General features: G+C 57.2%; 17 protein-coding genes. 12 read left to right on the forward strand and 5 right to left on the reverse strand.

All coding sequences use genetic code 11. The features are described from left to right. The first annotated feature begins 156 nt into the window (after positions 1-156). The 7 genes from HUF18_RS03710 to elyC all read left to right on the forward strand — a co-directional run bounded on the left by HUF18_RS03710 (position 157) and on the right by elyC (position 7,337). Positions 157-1,599: a coniferyl aldehyde dehydrogenase gene (locus HUF18_RS03710; protein ID WP_225691192.1), complete on the forward strand. Its 1,443-nt coding sequence runs from the start codon at positions 157-159 to the stop codon at positions 1,597-1,599. A gap of 11 nt (positions 1,600-1,610) precedes the next feature. Next, positions 1,611-2,144 carry a twin-arginine translocation signal domain-containing protein gene (locus HUF18_RS03715; protein ID WP_225691193.1) on the forward strand — a complete coding sequence of 178 codons (534 nt, stop codon included), beginning with the start codon at positions 1,611-1,613 and terminating at the stop codon, positions 2,142-2,144. 27 nt (positions 2,145-2,171) lie between these two features. Further along, complete coding sequence (locus HUF18_RS03720; protein ID WP_225691194.1) at positions 2,172-3,806, forward strand: GMC family oxidoreductase; 1,635 nt, start codon at positions 2,172-2,174, stop codon at positions 3,804-3,806. Positions 3,807-3,961: 155 nt separating this feature from the next. Continuing rightward, the gene (coaD, locus tag HUF18_RS03725; protein ID WP_145467599.1) at positions 3,962-4,438 is read left to right on the forward strand and encodes a pantetheine-phosphate adenylyltransferase; all 477 of its coding nucleotides are present in this window, start codon (positions 3,962-3,964) and stop codon (positions 4,436-4,438) included. A gap of 23 nt (positions 4,439-4,461) precedes the next feature. Continuing rightward, complete coding sequence (locus HUF18_RS03730; RefSeq protein ID WP_145467597.1) at positions 4,462-4,719, forward strand: YfhL family 4Fe-4S dicluster ferredoxin; 258 nt, start codon at positions 4,462-4,464, stop codon at positions 4,717-4,719. Between the two features lie 94 nt (positions 4,720-4,813). Next, a complete protein-coding gene (ggt, locus tag HUF18_RS03735) occupies positions 4,814-6,580 on the forward strand; it encodes a gamma-glutamyltransferase (RefSeq protein WP_225691195.1) in 1,767 nt (588 codons plus the stop codon). Positions 6,581-6,599: 19 nt separating this feature from the next. Continuing rightward, entirely contained in the window at positions 6,600-7,337 is a 738-nt protein-coding gene (gene elyC, locus HUF18_RS03740; protein ID WP_225691196.1) for an envelope biogenesis factor ElyC, read from the forward strand. A 65-nt stretch (positions 7,338-7,402) separates the two neighbouring features. Here the strand turns inward: elyC and HUF18_RS03745 are convergent, their stop codons facing one another. The 5 genes from HUF18_RS03745 to radC form a co-directional block, all read right to left on the reverse strand. After that, complete coding sequence (locus HUF18_RS03745; protein ID WP_225691197.1) at positions 7,403-8,230, reverse strand: outer membrane beta-barrel protein; 828 nt, start codon at positions 8,228-8,230, stop codon at positions 7,403-7,405. A gap of 93 nt (positions 8,231-8,323) precedes the next feature. Beyond that, complete coding sequence (gene mutM / locus HUF18_RS03750; protein WP_225691198.1) at positions 8,324-9,133, reverse strand: bifunctional DNA-formamidopyrimidine glycosylase/DNA-(apurinic or apyrimidinic site) lyase; 810 nt, start codon at positions 9,131-9,133, stop codon at positions 8,324-8,326. A gap of 145 nt (positions 9,134-9,278) precedes the next feature. Then, the gene (gene rpmG / locus HUF18_RS03755; protein WP_145467589.1) at positions 9,279-9,437 is read right to left on the reverse strand and encodes a 50S ribosomal protein L33; all 159 of its coding nucleotides are present in this window, start codon (positions 9,435-9,437) and stop codon (positions 9,279-9,281) included. 11 nt (positions 9,438-9,448) lie between these two features. Continuing rightward, a complete protein-coding gene (gene rpmB / locus HUF18_RS03760; RefSeq protein ID WP_145467587.1) occupies positions 9,449-9,685 on the reverse strand; it encodes a 50S ribosomal protein L28 in 237 nt (78 codons plus the stop codon). A 185-nt stretch (positions 9,686-9,870) separates the two neighbouring features. Next, complete coding sequence (gene radC / locus HUF18_RS03765; RefSeq protein ID WP_145467584.1) at positions 9,871-10,545, reverse strand: RadC family protein; 675 nt, start codon at positions 10,543-10,545, stop codon at positions 9,871-9,873. A gap of 126 nt (positions 10,546-10,671) precedes the next feature. On the opposite strand from radC, the gene coaBC reads away from it, so the two are divergent. The 5 genes from coaBC to slmA all read left to right on the forward strand — a co-directional run bounded on the left by coaBC (position 10,672) and on the right by slmA (position 16,598). Next, on the forward strand, positions 10,672-11,898 hold the full coding sequence (gene coaBC / locus HUF18_RS03770) for a bifunctional phosphopantothenoylcysteine decarboxylase/phosphopantothenate--cysteine ligase CoaBC (RefSeq protein WP_225691199.1): 1,227 nt from the start codon (positions 10,672-10,674) through the stop codon (positions 11,896-11,898). 16 nt (positions 11,899-11,914) lie between these two features. Then, positions 11,915-12,370 carry a dUTP diphosphatase gene (dut, locus tag HUF18_RS03775; RefSeq protein WP_222428499.1) on the forward strand — a complete coding sequence of 152 codons (456 nt, stop codon included), beginning with the start codon at positions 11,915-11,917 and terminating at the stop codon, positions 12,368-12,370. Positions 12,371-12,445: 75 nt separating this feature from the next. Continuing rightward, the gene (locus HUF18_RS03780; RefSeq protein WP_225691200.1) at positions 12,446-14,932 is read left to right on the forward strand and encodes a phosphomannomutase/phosphoglucomutase; all 2,487 of its coding nucleotides are present in this window, start codon (positions 12,446-12,448) and stop codon (positions 14,930-14,932) included. 132 nt (positions 14,933-15,064) lie between these two features. Next, positions 15,065-15,967: an acetylglutamate kinase gene (argB, locus tag HUF18_RS03785; RefSeq protein WP_145467576.1), complete on the forward strand. Its 903-nt coding sequence runs from the start codon at positions 15,065-15,067 to the stop codon at positions 15,965-15,967. Positions 15,968-15,977: 10 nt separating this feature from the next. After that, on the forward strand, positions 15,978-16,598 hold the full coding sequence (slmA, locus tag HUF18_RS03790; protein WP_145467573.1) for a nucleoid occlusion factor SlmA: 621 nt from the start codon (positions 15,978-15,980) through the stop codon (positions 16,596-16,598). Positions 16,599-16,628: the final 30 nt, after the last annotated feature.

Here is a 16,628-nt window from a genome sequence, read left to right on the forward strand (position 1 = left end):
TCAGGCGCAGGCTCACACAGATTGGCCGCAAATGCCATGCGCAGAAGGTTGATCTTCGCCATCATTCTTTTACAGTGTTGACCTTTTAGAGTAATGACTCTAATAATACCAACCGACGAAAGCAAACCAATAATAACTATCCCGCAGGAGCCCAGTATGGTCGCGACGGTTACCAGTCTCCACTCTCCCAATGAAGAGCTCGAGCGCATGCACAGCCTGTTCAAACAACAGCAACAGGCGTTCCGTAACAACCCGATGCCGTCCGCCGACGAGCGCATTGCCGATCTGAAGCGTCTGAAGGCTGCCATCCTGAAGTATCAGGATGAACTGGCTGCTGCGGTGAACCAGGATTTCAGCTGCCGTTCAACCGACGAAACCATGATCGCCGAGATCATGACCAGCGTTGAAGGCATCAACTACGCCTGCAAACGTCTGCGCGGCTGGATGAAACCGTCCAAGCGCCACGTCAGCATGCTGTTTGCGCCGTCACACAACCATGTGATGTACCAGCCACTGGGCGTGATTGGCATTATGGTGCCGTGGAATTACCCGATTCAGCTGGCACTGCTGCCGCTGATGACCGCACTGGCCGCCGGTAACCGCGCCATGATCAAGATGTCTGAGTTCACGCCGGTGACCAACAAGGTGCTGAAGAAACTGCTGGCGGAAGTATTCAACGAGAATCAGGTGGCCCTGATCGAAGGTGAAGTGGAAGTATCCTCCGCCTTTGCCGAAATTCCCTGGGATCATCTGGTGTTCACCGGCTCAACCGCCGTTGGCCGCATCGTCATGTCCGCCGCAGCGAAAAACCTGACGCCGGTTACCCTGGAGCTGGGCGGTAAATCACCGGCCATTATCGCACCGGGCGCCAGCATGAAAGACGCCGTCGAGCGCATCTGTTTCGGCAAATCCCTGAATGCCGGTCAGACCTGTATCGCCCCGGATTACGTGCTGCTGCCTGCCGGTAAAGAGCAGGAGTTTATCGACACCTATCAGGCCACCTTCGCCCGTATGTATCCAACCATCCGCGACAACAATGATTACACCGCGGTGGTGAACGAACGTCAGCACCAGCGCCTGCAGGCCTGGGTCGCCGATGCGAAAGAGAAAGGCGCCAAAATCACCGTGGTGAATCCGGCCAACGAAGACTTCAGCGGCACCCGCAAGATGCCACTGCATCTTGTCGAAAACGGCACTGCCGAGATGAAAGTGCTGCAGGAAGAACTCTTTGGCCCGGTGATGCCGGTGGTGCCTTACCGCTCGCTGGACGATGCCATCGACTACGTTAACGACCGCGACCGCCCGCTGGCGCTGTACTTCTTCAGCTACGACAAAACACAGCAGAAGAAAGTGCTGGAGCGCACCCACGCCGGTGGTGTCACCATCAACGATACACTGATGCACATCGCGCAGGATGATATGCCATTCGGTGGTGTCGGCCCGTCCGGTATGGGTCATTACCACGGTAAAGAAGGTTTTATCGCCCTGTCGAAAGCCAAAGCGGTACACCGCAAAGGCCGCTTTAACAGCGGACAGTTTATCTACCCACCGTACGGCGGCGCGATTCAGGGCCTGATCCGCAAGCTGTTTATCCGCTGAGGAGGCGTTTTATGTTCAACACCTCCCGTCGTGGATTTTTACAACTCAGTGCCAGCTCCGCTGCGGCACTGACCGTGGGCGCCTCGCTGGCCGGTCTGACCGGCTGCAGCAAGGTGCCTGCCGCCGAAGGCTACAAGCTGCTGCGCGCCGGCGATATTGAATTCCTCAGCGCGCTGGCGCCGGTCATTCTGAATAAAAGCTATCCCGGCACACTGGCCGCCGACGCTCCGGTGCGCCTGACCAAAGCGCTGGATACCCTGATCGGCACCCTCGAAGACTATTCCAGAAGCCAGCTGATACAGCTGCTGGACGTGATGCAGGTTGCTCCGATCCGTACCGCCATGGGCGCGCAATGGGGCAGCTGGAGTGAGGCCAGCGCCGGGCAGATTGAAGCCTTTTTACAGGACTGGAAAACCAGCAGCATCCAGCTGAAGCGCATGGGCTATGGCTCGCTGTGTAAGCTTCTGACCATGTGCTGGTACTCTCAGCCAGAAACCTTTGTCAGCAGCGGCTACCCGGGCGCGCCAAAGAAAATCCCGGCCTGATAACACAGAATAAAAAGAGACAAGGCAATGCAGAATAATAATCAACGCCAGCCCGATATCCCGGTGGTTGCCGGTATTCCCGACCCCATTCTGGACGGTATCGCCAACGGCTGGAACGTACGTGAATCGACCGAAGTCGCCGACGGCAGCGTCATCGAAGCCGACGTCATCATTATCGGTACCGGCGCCGGTGGCGGCACCACCGCAGAGATTCTGGCCAAGGCCGGACTGAAAGTGCTGATGCTGGAAGAAGGCCCGCTGAAAAGCACCAACGATTTCCGCATGGACGAGCGTGAAGCCTACCGCGACCTGTATCAGGAAAGCGCCGGGCGCATGAGCAAAGACGGCGCGATGTCGATCCTGCAGGGTCGCTGCGTTGGCGGCACCACCGTGATCAACTGGACCTCCAGCTTCCGTACCCCGGAGCCAACCCTCGACTACTGGCAGCAGGAGTTTGGCGTTGAAGGTTTCAGCCGCGCTGAAATGGACCCCTGGTTCGAGAAGATGGAACAGCGCCTAAACGTTGCTCCGTGGCAGGTGCCGCCGAATGAAAACAACTCGGTACTGGCCCGCGGCGCCACTCAGCTGGGTATCGACTGGCATGTAATTCCGCGTAACGTATCCGGCTGCTGGAACCTCGGTTACTGCGGTACCGGCTGTCCGACCAACGCCAAGCAATCCATGCTGGTCACCACCATTCCGGCGGCGCTGGATAACCATTCTGAGCTGGTGTACAGCGCCCGTGCCGAACGCCTGATTATGGAAGGCCGCAAAGTACTGGGCGTGGAAGTCACCGCCCTCGGCCGTGATTATCAGCCAAGCGGTAAAAGCTTCGTCGCCAAAGCGCCGCACGTGGTGATGGCCTGTGGTGCGATCAACGGCCCGGCGCTGTTGCTGCGCTCCAAAGCACCGGACCCGCACAAGCGTATCGGTAAGCGTACCTTCTTCCATCCGACCACCTTCTGCTTTGCCGAATTCGAACAGGTGATCGATCCTTACTATGGCGCGCCACAGTCGATTTACTCCGACCACTTCCAGTGGCTCGAAGTCAGCGGCAAAGTGGGCTACAAACTCGAAGTACCACCACTGCAGCCAGGGCTGACCTCGGTACTGCTGCTCGGCCATGGTGCTCAGCACTTTGAGGACATCAGCAAGCTGCCGAACCTGCACGCCATGATTGCCCTGCTGCGCGACGGCTTCCACGCCGACAGCGAAGGCGGCAGCATTGAGCTGGCCTCCGATGGCACGCCGATCATCGACTACGAGATCAACGACTACCTGTGGGACGGGGTAATACGCTCCTGGCTGACCATGGCTGAAATTCAGTTTGCTGCCGGTGCCAAAGCGGTACGCGCCTCCCACGTTGATTCGCCGTGGTTCCGCAGCTGGGAAGAGGCCAAAGCCGGTATCAGTCAGCTGGAGTTCCGCTCCAATGCCTTTACCGCCGGCTCTGCTCACTGCATGGGTGGCCTGACCATGGGTGAAGATCAGAGCCGTTGTCTGGTCGACAGTCATGGTAAGTACCATCACCTCGATAACCTCTATGTGTTTGACGGTTCGGCCTTCCCGACCAGTATCGGCGCTAACCCACAGCTGTCGATCTATGGTCTGGCCTGCAAGCAGGCAAACAAACTGCTGGAAACCATCAAAGCCAGCGCCTGACGATTCCTCTGTCAGCTGCCGTGGATCATTTGATCCACGGCAAACTTACTCTTGTTATCCGCCCCTGCACGTAACAGCCACCAGCGTTTTATTGTTTGCCGTGCGGCTTTTGTTTACTATGCGGCGCATTTCCAGCGCACGCAGAAGGCTCATTCATGAATATTGCTGTCTACCCTGGCACGTTCGATCCGATCACCAACGGTCATACCGATCTGGTCGAACGGGCGGCGCGTATGTTTGACCACATCATTCTTGCGGTGGCCGACAATCCGAAGAAAAAGCCGATGCTGGACCTCGAAACCCGTGTCGATCTGGCACGCAGCGTACTCGGCCATCTGGCCAACGTTGAAGTGGTTGGTTTCAGCAACCTGCTGGCTGATTTCGTTAAAGAGAAAAACGCCAACATCATCCTGCGCGGTCTGCGTGCGGTGTCTGATTTTGAATACGAATTCCAGCTCGCCAATATGAACCGTGTACTGGCGCCGAACGTGGAAAGTCTGTTCCTGACTCCGGCTGAGCACTTCTCTTACATTTCATCTACGCTGGTCAGAGAAATCGCCTCACTGGGCGGAGATGTCAGCAATTTTGTAAATCCTCAGGTAGCCAAAGCCCTGAAGAAATGTGTGAATTAACCCGCCCCTGACGGAGGTAAGTCATGGCCCTGATTATCACTGACGAATGCATCAACTGTGATGTATGCGAACCGGAATGTCCGAACGAAGCTATTTCTGCCGGCGAAGAAATTTACGAGATTGACCCGTCCAAGTGCACCGAATGTGTGGGCCACTACGACGAGCCACAGTGCCAGTTAGTTTGTCCGGTGGATTGTATTCCACAGGACGAAAACCGTATGGAAACCCAGGAAGAACTGGAAGCCAAATACGAAAAACTGACCGGCAAAAAAATCGCCTGATCAGCGCGGAAGCAGACGCGGAGCCTGCACCACGACGGTTGCACCGCTGACTGACCTCCCACACACTAAGGCCTCCCACAAGGAGGCCTTTTTTATGCGCCCGATGTTACATACTGCGTCGCGTCCGCTGACCCTGATTCCACTGCTGTTTGCCCTGTTACTCAGCGCCTGTAGTACACCACAGAACACTACCGGTGCCGAACGCAGCAGCGCGCCCACCAGCGCAGCCAGCAGCCACAACAGCGCTCCCGGCCAGGCCGCTATTGCCAGTGCACACCCGCTGGCAACCGCCGCCGGTATGGCGGTACTGGAACAGGGTGGCAACGCCTTTGATGCCGCCATTGCCGTGGCTGCCAGTCTGGGCGTGGTTGAGCCTTACAGTGCCGGTATCGGTGGCGGCGGCTTCTGGCTGCTGTACGACGCCAAAGCAGCACAGTACCGCTTTATCGACGCCCGGGAGACCGCCCCGGCTGCCGCCCACCGCGACTACTATCTGAACGCCGACGGCAGCGTAAACCGCGACAAAGCGGTCAACGGTGCAACCGCTGCAGCCATTCCCGGCCAGGCCGCCGCCTTTGCCTATATCAGCGAACGCTATGGCGAGCTGTCGTTAAAGAAAACGCTGCGTGCAGCCATTCAACAGGCCCGCGACGGCTTCGCGGTGGACGAGCACTACCGCATGCTGATGGGCTACCGTCTGCAGGCGGTACGCCGCTATGAAGAAAGTGCACGCCTGTTTCTCGATGACAACGAGATTCCGGCTGCGGGCTTTGAGCTGCAGCAACCCGAACTGGCACAGACACTGGAAGCGCTGGCCAATAATGGCTTCGATGGTTTTTATAAAGGCCCGGTTGCGCAGCGTCTGCTTTCAGCGGTGAACAGCAACGGCGGCGAGTGGACAGCCGCAGACCTGGCCAATTACCGCGTGGTCGAACGCGAGCCGGTACACGTGCGTTACGGTGCACTGGAAGTTATCAGCGCACCACCTCCATCCTCCGGCGGTATCGCCATTGTGCAGATGCTGAATATGCTCAGTCATTTCAGCTGGCAGACCATGACGCCTGTGGATCAGACCCACCTGTTAACCGAAGTGATGCGCCGCGCCTACCGTGACCGCGCCGAGTTTCTCGGCGACCCGGATTTTGTCGATGTCCCGGTATCCGGATTGTTATCCGAAGCACGGGCACAAGTCTGGGCCGAAAGTATCGATCCGGTACAGGCCACTCCGAGCCTTGATCTGGCCGGGCCAAAAAACCTTAACGAAGGCTTCCACACCACCCATCTGTCGGTGCTGGATAAAGACGGCAATATGGTCTCGGCCACGCTGAGTATTAACCTGCCCTTCGGCTCGGCCTTTACCGCCGCCGGAACAGGAATTCTGCTGAATAACGAAATGGACGACTTCTCTGCCAAGCCAAGCGCCCCCAACGCCTATGGCCTGACCGGTAACGAAGCCAACGCCATCGCCGCGGGTAAGCGGCCACTGTCGAGCATGACACCGACCATTATCAACAGCCCGCAGCAAACCGCGATTATCGGCACCCCCGGCGGCAGCCGTATTATCAGCATGGTGCTGCTGGGCACGCTGGAACATCTGCAGGGCAAAGCGGTAAGTGACTGGGTCAGCCGCCCGCGTTTTCATCATCAGTATCTGCCGGATGTACTGCAACACGAACCCGGCGCTTTCAGCGCGCAACAGGAGGTTGCCCTGACCCGTATGGGACACCGCCTGCAGACCGCAGGACGCCAGTACGGCAATATGCAGGCGATCCTATGGGATAAGCGCAAACAGCAGGTGACGGCCGCCTCCGACCCGCGTGGTATCGGCAGCGCTGTCGTGAATCCGGAACATAAGCCATGAAGAAGGTCGCTCAAGCACAATGATCGCGTTCACCCTGAAGAAAATCGTCGGCATGTTGCTGATGCCCATTCCGCTGACGCTGATCGCACTGCTGGCCGGACTGTTACTGCTTAAGCACCGTCCGGCATTGGGCAAAGGGCTGATCAGTGTCGCCGCGTTGTGGCTTGCCCTGACCAGCTGGCATCCGTTTGCAGATCGCTGGCTGGCACCTTTTGAAGATGACTTCCCTGCCTTCGATCTCAGACAACCAGTCAGCATTGTAGTCGTACTGGGCGGATGTCACGCCAGTGATGACAGCATGCCGCCGGCCGCGCAGTTGTGTTCCAGCTCACTGTTCCGCCTGAGCGAAGGCCTGCGCATCCTGGCTGCGAATCCACAGGCGCAGCTGTTTGTCTCCGGTTATGCAGGCAACGACAGCCGCCCCCATGCTGAGGTTATGCGTGACATCGCACTGAGCATGGGGATCGCTGCGGAGCGCATCCGCACATTCCCGCAAGCCAGAGATACCGAAGAAGAAGCACAGCTGATGACGCCCTTCCTGACCGGGCAGAGCTTTGCACTGGTCAGCGAAGCCTCGCACCTGCCGCGGGCGCTGGTGTTTTTTCAGCGTCAGGGACTGCAGCCAATACCTGCGCCAGCGGTACGTCTGAGTACCGATAACAGCGACTGGCGGATTGAAGCGCGGGCAGCACTGAAAAGCGAACGTGCCATGTACGAAGGTATTGGCCAGCTCTGGCAGTGGCTGAAAAGTATCTGAGCCGCACAAAAAGCAGAAACAAAAACGCCGGGCAGTGCCCGGCGTTTTTTATCACAACCTGATGATCAGAACAGGTAGCTGACGTTCAGATCCAGCGTATCGATACCGGCATCATAACCGTCGTCTTTGTTTTCCATCGAGTAGCTGGTGTAATCCAGACCTACACGCAGCTTGTCACCCAAACCTGTATCCAGACCTACACCCCAGAGGAAATCGTTACCAGAGGTGTCGCCCTTCGAGCCAGTGTTCAGCTTGCGCTCGGCTGACCAGTGGTGAGCACCCAATTTGAACATCAGATCCACATTGCCGAAGACTTCACGGCCAAAGCGGCTGACGATCTGATAAGAGGTTGCCGAATCTTTGAATGTACCTGTGGAAGCTTTGATCTCTGTTTCCGCCAGACGCTTAGCCCCCAGCATCACATCAAAGCGGCTCTTATCGGTCAGCTCAAAATGAGTACCCAGATACAAGCCATAAGTGGCACCGTTACCGGTTTCGCCATCCGTATCCAGCTGCGCAGCACCACCGCTGAGCATAACGAAGTGACGGATACGTTTGCCGTCACCTTCGTTCAGGGAGCCCACTTCGTTTTCAATCTTGCCACAGCCCAGACAACGCACGAAAGCCGCCTGTAAAGGCGTTACTACCAGAGTTTCCGCCGCCTGATCAGCATTGCCGCCGAGCAGGGTAAACGGCAGTGTGGCGCCGTAAATCAATGCACCGGCCTGAGATAATACGAAATACAACGGACGGGCAATCACTGCATCTGCCACCATGGCACCAGCGCTTGGGCTTTCTTCAATCCGTTCAGCGCTGGCAAGAGAACTCATGCCCAGCAATGCGGTGGCCACAGCAATATTTACCGAAGTCCGTAAGGTCGCCATCAGTTGCATTGTTCTTCCTCTTTTGATGCAGATGCGAATAGGCCTGACTATATCAGCACCTGCGCGCCTCGTCACGGCTGGCGGTATGGGCTTTGCGGCAGGTTAACGCTGGCAGGCCGGGCAATAAACCGTCGCTCGCTGGCCCTGGCGGATTTCTTTCAGCACGCTGCTGCACACCTTGCATTGTTCACCCCCACGGCCGTAAACAAAAAGCTGCTGGGCAAAATAACCCGGCTTACCATCGCCACCAACGAAATCACGCAGAGTCGTGCCGCCCTGTTCAATCGCCCGCGCCAGCACCTGTTTAATTTCGCTGACCAGGCGCTCATAGCGCGCCAGGCTGATTTTTCCGGCTGCCGTCGCCGGACGAATACCGGCCAGAAACAGGCTCTCGTTAGCGTAAATATTACCGACGCCGACCACGACCTTACCGTCCATCACAAAGGTTTTGATCGCCTGACTTTTGCCACGGGAACGGCGGAACAGATACTCGGCGGTAAAATCATCCGTCAGAGGCTCCGGCCCAAGGTGGGTTAAATGAGCACTGTCGGTTCCGGGCTCAACCCACAACAAGGCGCCAAAACGGCGCGGATCGTGGTAACGCAGCACCTTGCCGTTACCCAGCTGCCAGTCGATATGATCGTGTTTACCAGCCGGCGCAGAGGGCTCGACCAGACGCAGCGAACCCGACATACCCAGATGCCAGATGGCGGTGCCTATATCGGTCTCTACCAGAATGTACTTCGCCCGACGACTCAGACCACGTACGGTCTGGCCTTCCAGCAGTTTTAATTCATCCACCACCGGCCAGCGCAGCTGTGGCTGGCGCACCACCACACGCTCAATACGCTGATTCAGCAGCCAGGGTTCAATACCGCGCTTGGTGGTTTCGACTTCAGGTAGTTCAGGCATAAGGATGTCAGACGTCTGAGTAAAAACGCGATTATGCCAGAAGAGAGAAAGAAGGCGCTAAACGCGAATTCGCAGCACAGGCCGCCATGGATGGCGGCCATAAAAAAACCCGGCACAGGCCGGGTTCTTTTCAAGCGAAAGAAGCTTACTTAATTTTGGCTTCTTTATACATCACGTGCTGACGGATCACGGGATCAAATTTTTTGATCTCCATTTTCTCAGGCATGGTGCGCTTGTTTTTGTCAGTGGTGTAGAAGTGACCGGTACCGGCACTAGACACTAAACGGATCTTATCGCGTGGCATAACAGGTCTCCTTAGACTTTTTCGCCGCGTGCACGCAGTTCTGCCAGAACAGCATCGATACCTTTCTTATCGATGATGCGCATACCTTTGGTAGAAATACGCAGACGCACAAAACGGTTTTCGCTTTCTACCCAGAAACGGTGCTGTTGCAGGTTAGGCAGAAAACGGCGCTTGGTTTTAATGTTTGAGTGGGAAACGTTATTCCCGGTTACAGGACCTTTACCTGTAACTTGGCAAACCTTAGACATTGATCTCGCCCCGATTTTTAACTGTATCGAACAAATTGGAAATTCGTTACCAACCGTGGGCGTTCGTCATCAAAATCTTGATTCGCGACGGCCCTGGCTGAAAAGAGTTGCGCTTTATACCAAAACGCCCCGGCCGTCGCAAGCGAAAGCTTATTTTTTATACGAATGGCAGGCGCGCCCGCAGATTATATCCAGCCGCGTTCAGCAAAGGATACACAGTGCCCGTCACCCACTACCAGATGATCCAGCACGCGGATATCCACCAGCCCCAGTGCCTGCTGCAAGCGGTCGGTCAGCGCCCGGTCTGCATGACTGGGTTCGGCCACACCGGACGGATGATTGTGCGCCAGTATCACGGCGGCGGCGCCATGGCTCAGCGCCAGCTTAACCACTTCACGCGGATACACAGCCGCGCCGTCGATGGTGCCGCGGAACAGCTCGTGGTATTTCAGTACCCGGTGCTGATTATCCAGCAACAGACAGGCAAACACTTCATGATCACGGTCACGCAGCTGAGCCAGCAGATACTGCCGGGTCAGATCAGGACTGGTTAAGGCATCACCACGGGCCAGTTGCTCCGCCAGGTGTCGCCGCGCCATTTCCAGCACCGCCTGCAACTGGGCATATTTGGCACTGCCAAGGCCCAGCGGCTTACAGAATGCGGTTAAATCGGCGGTCAGCAGGGCGCGCAGACTGCCGAATTCCTGCAGCAGCTCACGCGCCAGATCGACGGCACTTTTGCCTTTTACCCCGGTACGCAGAAAAATTGCCAACAGCTCGGCATCCGACAAACTGCCGGCGCCCTGAGCCAACAGTTTTTCCCTTGGCCGCTCAGCGCTGGGCCAGTCACATATCGCCATCCCTACCTCCCTGCAGGTCTGTGATTTACTGAGTCATAAGTCTGACAACCGCACTCCGCTGCGTTGCAGACTTGTCATACGCTTCCTTATATACTCAGGCTCATTCTAGTCAGCGTGAAACCAGCCATGCAACAACTCTGTAATAAGCGTATTTTGCTCGGAATCACCGGTGGGATTGCCGCCTATAAAGCCGCCGAACTGGTGCGGATTCTGAAGAAAGCCGGAGCCGAAGTGCGGGTTGTTATGACCGCCGGCGCCATGGAATTCATCACCCCCCTGACCCTGCAGGCCTTATCCGGTAACCCGGTACATCACGCTCTGCTCGACCCGGAAGCCGAAGCCGGCATGGGCCATATCGAGCTGGCCAAGTGGGCAGACCTGCTGCTGGTAGCCCCGGCATCGGCCAACTTTATTGCCCGCCTGACCCAGGGTTCCGGCGATGACCTGCTGACCACCATCTGCCTGGCAACCGAGGCTCCAATAGCTCTGGCTCCGGCGATGAATCAGGCGATGTGGCGCGAACCTATTACTCAGGCCAATATCGCCCGCCTGACCGACCTTAAAGGCAGCAAACTGCATATGTTTGGCCCCGCCGAAGGCGTGCAGGCCTGTGGCGATGTTGGCCCCGGCCGCATGCTGGAGCCGGAGCAGATTGCCGCCCACGCCGCAGATCTGTTTGAAACCGGTCTGCTGGCCGGGCTGGAAGTCGTTATCACTGCCGGTCCAACCCGCGAAGCCATCGATCCGGTGCGCTATATCTCCAATCACAGTTCCGGCAAGATGGGCTACGCCATTGCCGCCGCCGCCCGTGATGCCGGCGCCAGAGTAACGCTGATCAGCGGTCCGGTGGTGATTCCGGCACCGGAACGCGTCAACTGCGTACGCACCGAAAGCGCCCGCGATATGCTGGATGCCTCACTGGCCATGCTTGGTCGCTGCAATATTTTTATCGCCGCAGCCGCCGTCGCCGATTACCGGCCGATGACCGCCGCTCACCAGAAAATCAAAAAATCAGCTGACAGCATGGAACTGACCCTGGTGAAAAACCCCGACGTAGTCGCCACCGTGGCCGCCCACGAACTGCGCCCCTTTACCGTGGGTTTTGCGGCAGAAACCCAGGATGTGGATGTCTACGCCCGCGATAAGCTGGTGCGTAAGAATCTCGACATGATTGTCGCCAATGACGTCTCCCTGAGCGAAATCGGCTTTAACAGCGACCAGAATGCCGTCACCGTTTTCTGGGCAGAAAACCAGCAGAGCTTTGCCCAGATGAGTAAACAGGCGCTGGCGCGCGAACTGGTCGAGCTGATTGCACACCGCTATCAGCAGACCCAGACACAAAAAATCTCTTAATGCGGACAGAATGACAATGCAAAAGTTACAGGTAAAAGTACTGGATGAACGTCTGGGCAACAGCATCCCACTGCCGGAATACGCTACCACCGGCTCCGCCGGACTGGATCTGCGCGCCTGTCTGGATGCGCCCCTGACGCTGCATCCGGGTGAAACTCAGCTTATCCGTACCGGTCTGGCAATCTATATTGAAGATCCGGGTCTGGCTGCCATGATTCTGCCGCGCTCTGGCCTCGGTCATAAACACGGCATCGTACTTGGCAATCTGGTTGGTCTGATCGACTCTGATTATCAGGGCGAGCTGATGGTCAGCTGCTGGAACCGTGGCAAAGACAGCTTCACCATCGATGTCGGCGAACGTCTGGCGCAGCTGGTGCTGGTGCCTGTTGTACAGGCAGAATTCGAGATTGTGGAGCAGTTTGAAACCACCGAGCGTGGCGCCGGCGGTTTTGGCCACTCCGGGCGCAGCTGAAGCGCCGCACAATCTGCTTGCCTCATACAACAATAAATCAGGGGTAGTGCACAGCCCCGGCCGAAAGGAAGCAACATGAGAACAAAAGCCCGCACGCCCAAACGTACCATCGTCTTTTACAGCCGCCTCACCATCTGGCTGGCGCTGCTGTTTATTGCCGGCGGGCTTTCTTTTCAGAGTATTCAGGTCAACCTGTTTACCCAGTCTGATGTTGACCGTGCCTTTGCCGACGCCATGGCCGAGCAGATGGCACACTCGCTCAGCACCCGCCTGCAGGACACCCGCCGCCTGCAGACAGCGGCCAGTCGCCACCCGCTGACCGTACGCGCACTGGAAGAAAACGATCCGGCCTGGAAGGCAACCCTGCGCCAGTTTTTATCTGGCGTATCCTCATTGCAGCTGATCCGCCGGGAAGATGCGATGGGCCTGCAAAGCAGCCACGGTTATGCCGTACAGGAACTGGTCAGCCGTACTCTCAGTGGCGCCGATATGCGCCTTGAGGCCGTACAGCGCAATGGCAGCCTGCATTTCTACTGGGCTTCACCTATCCGCAATGAACAAAACCAGATCGCCGGCGTGTTACTGGCCGAATACGGCTCAGGCTGGCTGTCGCAGTTTCAGTCCGGCACCAGCCAGACCATGGGACAGATTGTGGTTAACCAGTTTGTCGATAACGACCGCAGCCGTGGTCTGGAAATTTTCCGTATCGGCCAGGAAGTCAAACGCGCCGGCACTATTGTCACCAAGCCAATTAATGATTACTGGTATCTGACCTACATTCCTTCTGACGAGCGCCCGCAACTTGAGCTGGTGCCACTGGCTACGCCCTGGCTCATCGTGCTGGCCGCGACCTTTGTCGGCCTGTTTGTGCTGGTCGGCATGCAGAAGCGCGACATTCTGCGCAACCAGCTGAAGCTGCTGACCTATGTGCGTAACCTCAGCCGCAAAGGCATTGATGAGCAGCCGGTATTTACCCTGGCGCTGTTCCACGAACTGGCGGTCAGCATGCAACACCTGATCAATACCGTACGCCCTGATGTCACCGACAATGGCAAAGCGAATGGCAACAGCCGAGAGCGTCAGGAAATCGCTCTGGAACAGCCAAAGAAGATCACCACCGTCAGCAACGCCAAACGCCAGACACTGCCGGAACTGATGGTCGAAGAAGTTGAACACGAGCACCCTATCGAAGTGGCGCAGGGTATTTTCCGCGCTTACGACATCCGCGGCATCGTCGGTCAGGATCTGACCGGAGATACCTGCTACTGGATCGGCCGCGCGCTGGGGGCTGAAGTACAGGAACGCGGCTTCAGCAAAATCAGCCTTGCCTGGGATGGCCGGGAATCCAGCCCGCAGCTGGCAGCACAGCTGCAGCTCGGTCTGAATGACAGCGGCTGTCATGTGATCCGCCTTGGCGCACAGCCAACCGGCCTGCTCTATTTCGCCACCCACGAGCTGGATACGCCATGCGGTGTAGTCGTGACCGGCAGCCATAATCCGTCGGAGTTTAACGGCCTGAAAATCGTTATCGACCAGCATACCCTGGCGCAGGATGAACTCATGGCGCTGTACCACCGCATCATGCGCCGCGACCTGCCACAAGGGTCTGGCCAGACCGAAGAGCGTGAGCTGGCGGACACCTATCTGCAGCGTATCGAGGGCGACGTGCAGCTCGCCCGCAGCATGAAGATTGTGATTGATGCCGGCAATGGTATCGCCGGCCCTCTGGCCGAAAAACTGATGGCCATGATCGGACTGGAGGCCGAATGCCTGTTCTGCGACGTCGACGGCCGCTTCCCGAATCACCACCCGGACCCAAGCCAGCCAAAAAATCTGCAGGCGTTACAGGATGCGGTTAAAGCTCATAACGCCGATCTGGGCCTGGCGTTTGACGGTGATGGCGACCGTGTTGCACTGGTCGACAACAACGGCAAAATCATCTGGCCGGACCGCCTGCTGATGTTGCTGGTTGACGATATTCTGCCGCGTAATCCCGGCCGCGATGTCATCTACGACGTGAAGTCTTCGCGCCATCTGGCTTCACTGATCAGCCGCCATGGTGGCCGCCCGACCATGTGGAAAACCGGCCACTCGCTGATGAAGCGCAAGATGCAGGAACTGAACGCCGTGGTCGGCGGTGAGTTCAGCGGCCACTTCTATATTCAGGACCGCTGGTACGGCTTTGACGATGGCCTGTATACCGCCGTCCGTTTGCTGGAGATTATCAGTCAGAGAAATCTGCCGGTGGATCAGCTGTTTGCCGCCCTGCCGGAAGATGTCAGTACGCCGGAGATCACCATCGACTGCGATGATGTGCGCAAATTCAGCCTGCTGCAGGAGCTCTCCGCCGACAGCGAACTGACTGCCGGCGCACGGGTATTCAGCACCGACGGTCTGCGCATCGAGTTTGCCGACGGCTGGGGGCTGATCCGGCCGTCCAATACCACGCCCAAGCTGACCCTGCGCTTTGCCGGCAACAATGCCGAAGCCATTGCCCGGATTCAGCAACGAATGAAGCAGGCACTTACCCGCCACGCGCCGGAACTCAAGGTTCCGTTCTGAGAAAGACGTCAATTCCCGTTGGCAGGGGCGCGCCGTATAACGTTATAATGCGGCGCGGTACATCAGGCTGCTGAGCGATGCCGCAGCCTGCCCGACCGTTTCTTATTTATCCGCTCATCAAGGAGCCCGACCATGCCATTGTCGCGTGACAGCGCCATGAATACCGCCAAAGTTCTCAGTGAAGCCCTGCCCTATCTGCAGCGTTTCGTCGGCAAAACCATTGTCGTTAAATACGGCGGCAACGCCATGATCGACGAAGACCTGAAGAACAGCTTTGCGCGCGATATGGTGATGCTGAAACTGATCGGTATTAACCCGATTGTGGTGCATGGCGGCGGCCCTCAGATCGGCGACCTGCTCAACAAACTGAATATCGAAAGTAAGTTTGTGAATGGTATGCGCGTCACCACCGGCGAAACCATGGACGTGGTGGAGATGGTACTCGGCGGTCTGGTAAACAAAGACATCGTCAACCTGATCAACCAGAACGGCGGCAAAGCCATTGGCCTGACCGGTAAAGACGGCCAGCTGCTGCACGCAAAAAAGCTGCACGTTACCAAGAGCTCGCCGGAGCTGGAAAAACCTGAAATTATCGATATCGGTCATGTGGGCGAAGTATCGCGCATCAACACCCAGGTGCTGGATATGCTGACCAACAGTGACTTTATTCCGGTGATTGCGCCAATCGGTGTTGGCGAAGACGGTGCTTCTTACAACATCAACGCCGATCTGGTAGCCGGTAAAGTGGCAGAAGTATTACGCGCCGAAAAACTGATCCTGCTGACCAATATTGCCGGCCTGATGGATAAAGAAGGCAAGGTACTGACCGGCCTGTCCACCAAACAGGTGGATGATCTGATCGCCGACGGCACCATCTATGGCGGCATGCTGCCGAAGATTCAGTGCGCCCTGGATGCCGTACACGCAGGTGTAACCAGTGCCCATATCATCGACGGCCGGGTTGCTCACTCAACCTTACTCGAACTGTTCACCGACGAAGGTGTTGGTACCCTGATCACCAACCGCCGCAGCTGAGGAAGGTTACATGACTGAGACCGCCGACAAGCTGTCACGACGCGATCAGATTCTGCAGGCGCTGGCGCATATGCTGGAAACCAATCCCGGCGCCCGCATCACCACCGCCAGCCTGGCAAAAGCCGTGGGCGTTTCGGAAGCGGCGTTGTATCGCCATTTTCCGTCCAAGGCAAAGATGTTCGAAGGCCTGATCAGCTTTATCGAAGAAGCGGTGTTCTCCCGGGTCAGCCGTATCCTGCAGGATTTTGAGCAGGCCGATCAGCGCTGCGAACGGACCCTGACACTGGTACTGACCTTCGCCGAGAAGAATCCGGGCATGTGCCGACTGTTATCCGGCGATGCACTGTCCGGTGAAACCGAACGTCTGCGCCAGCGCATTCAGCAGTTCTTTGAACGTATTGAAATGCAGTTCAAACAGATCCTGCGTGAAGCCGAAATGCGCGAAGGCAAAGTGCCGCTGCAGACCATCAGTGCGGCTGCCAATCTGCTCACCGCCGTACTGGAAGGCCGTATCCGCCAGTATGTACGCACCGAGTTTGACACCCGTCCGACCCAGTACTGGGACGAACAGTGGCAGCTGCTGCAACCACTGTTGCTGCGCGAAAAAAACCTTACCAGCCTGACGGTGTAAACCGCAGGCAAAAAAATCCCGGGACATGCC

The organism is Thalassolituus sp. ST750PaO-4, from assembly GCF_020320405.1.
GTDB classification, from domain to species: Bacteria; Pseudomonadota; Gammaproteobacteria; order Pseudomonadales; family Oceanobacteraceae; genus Venatoribacter; species Venatoribacter alkanivorans.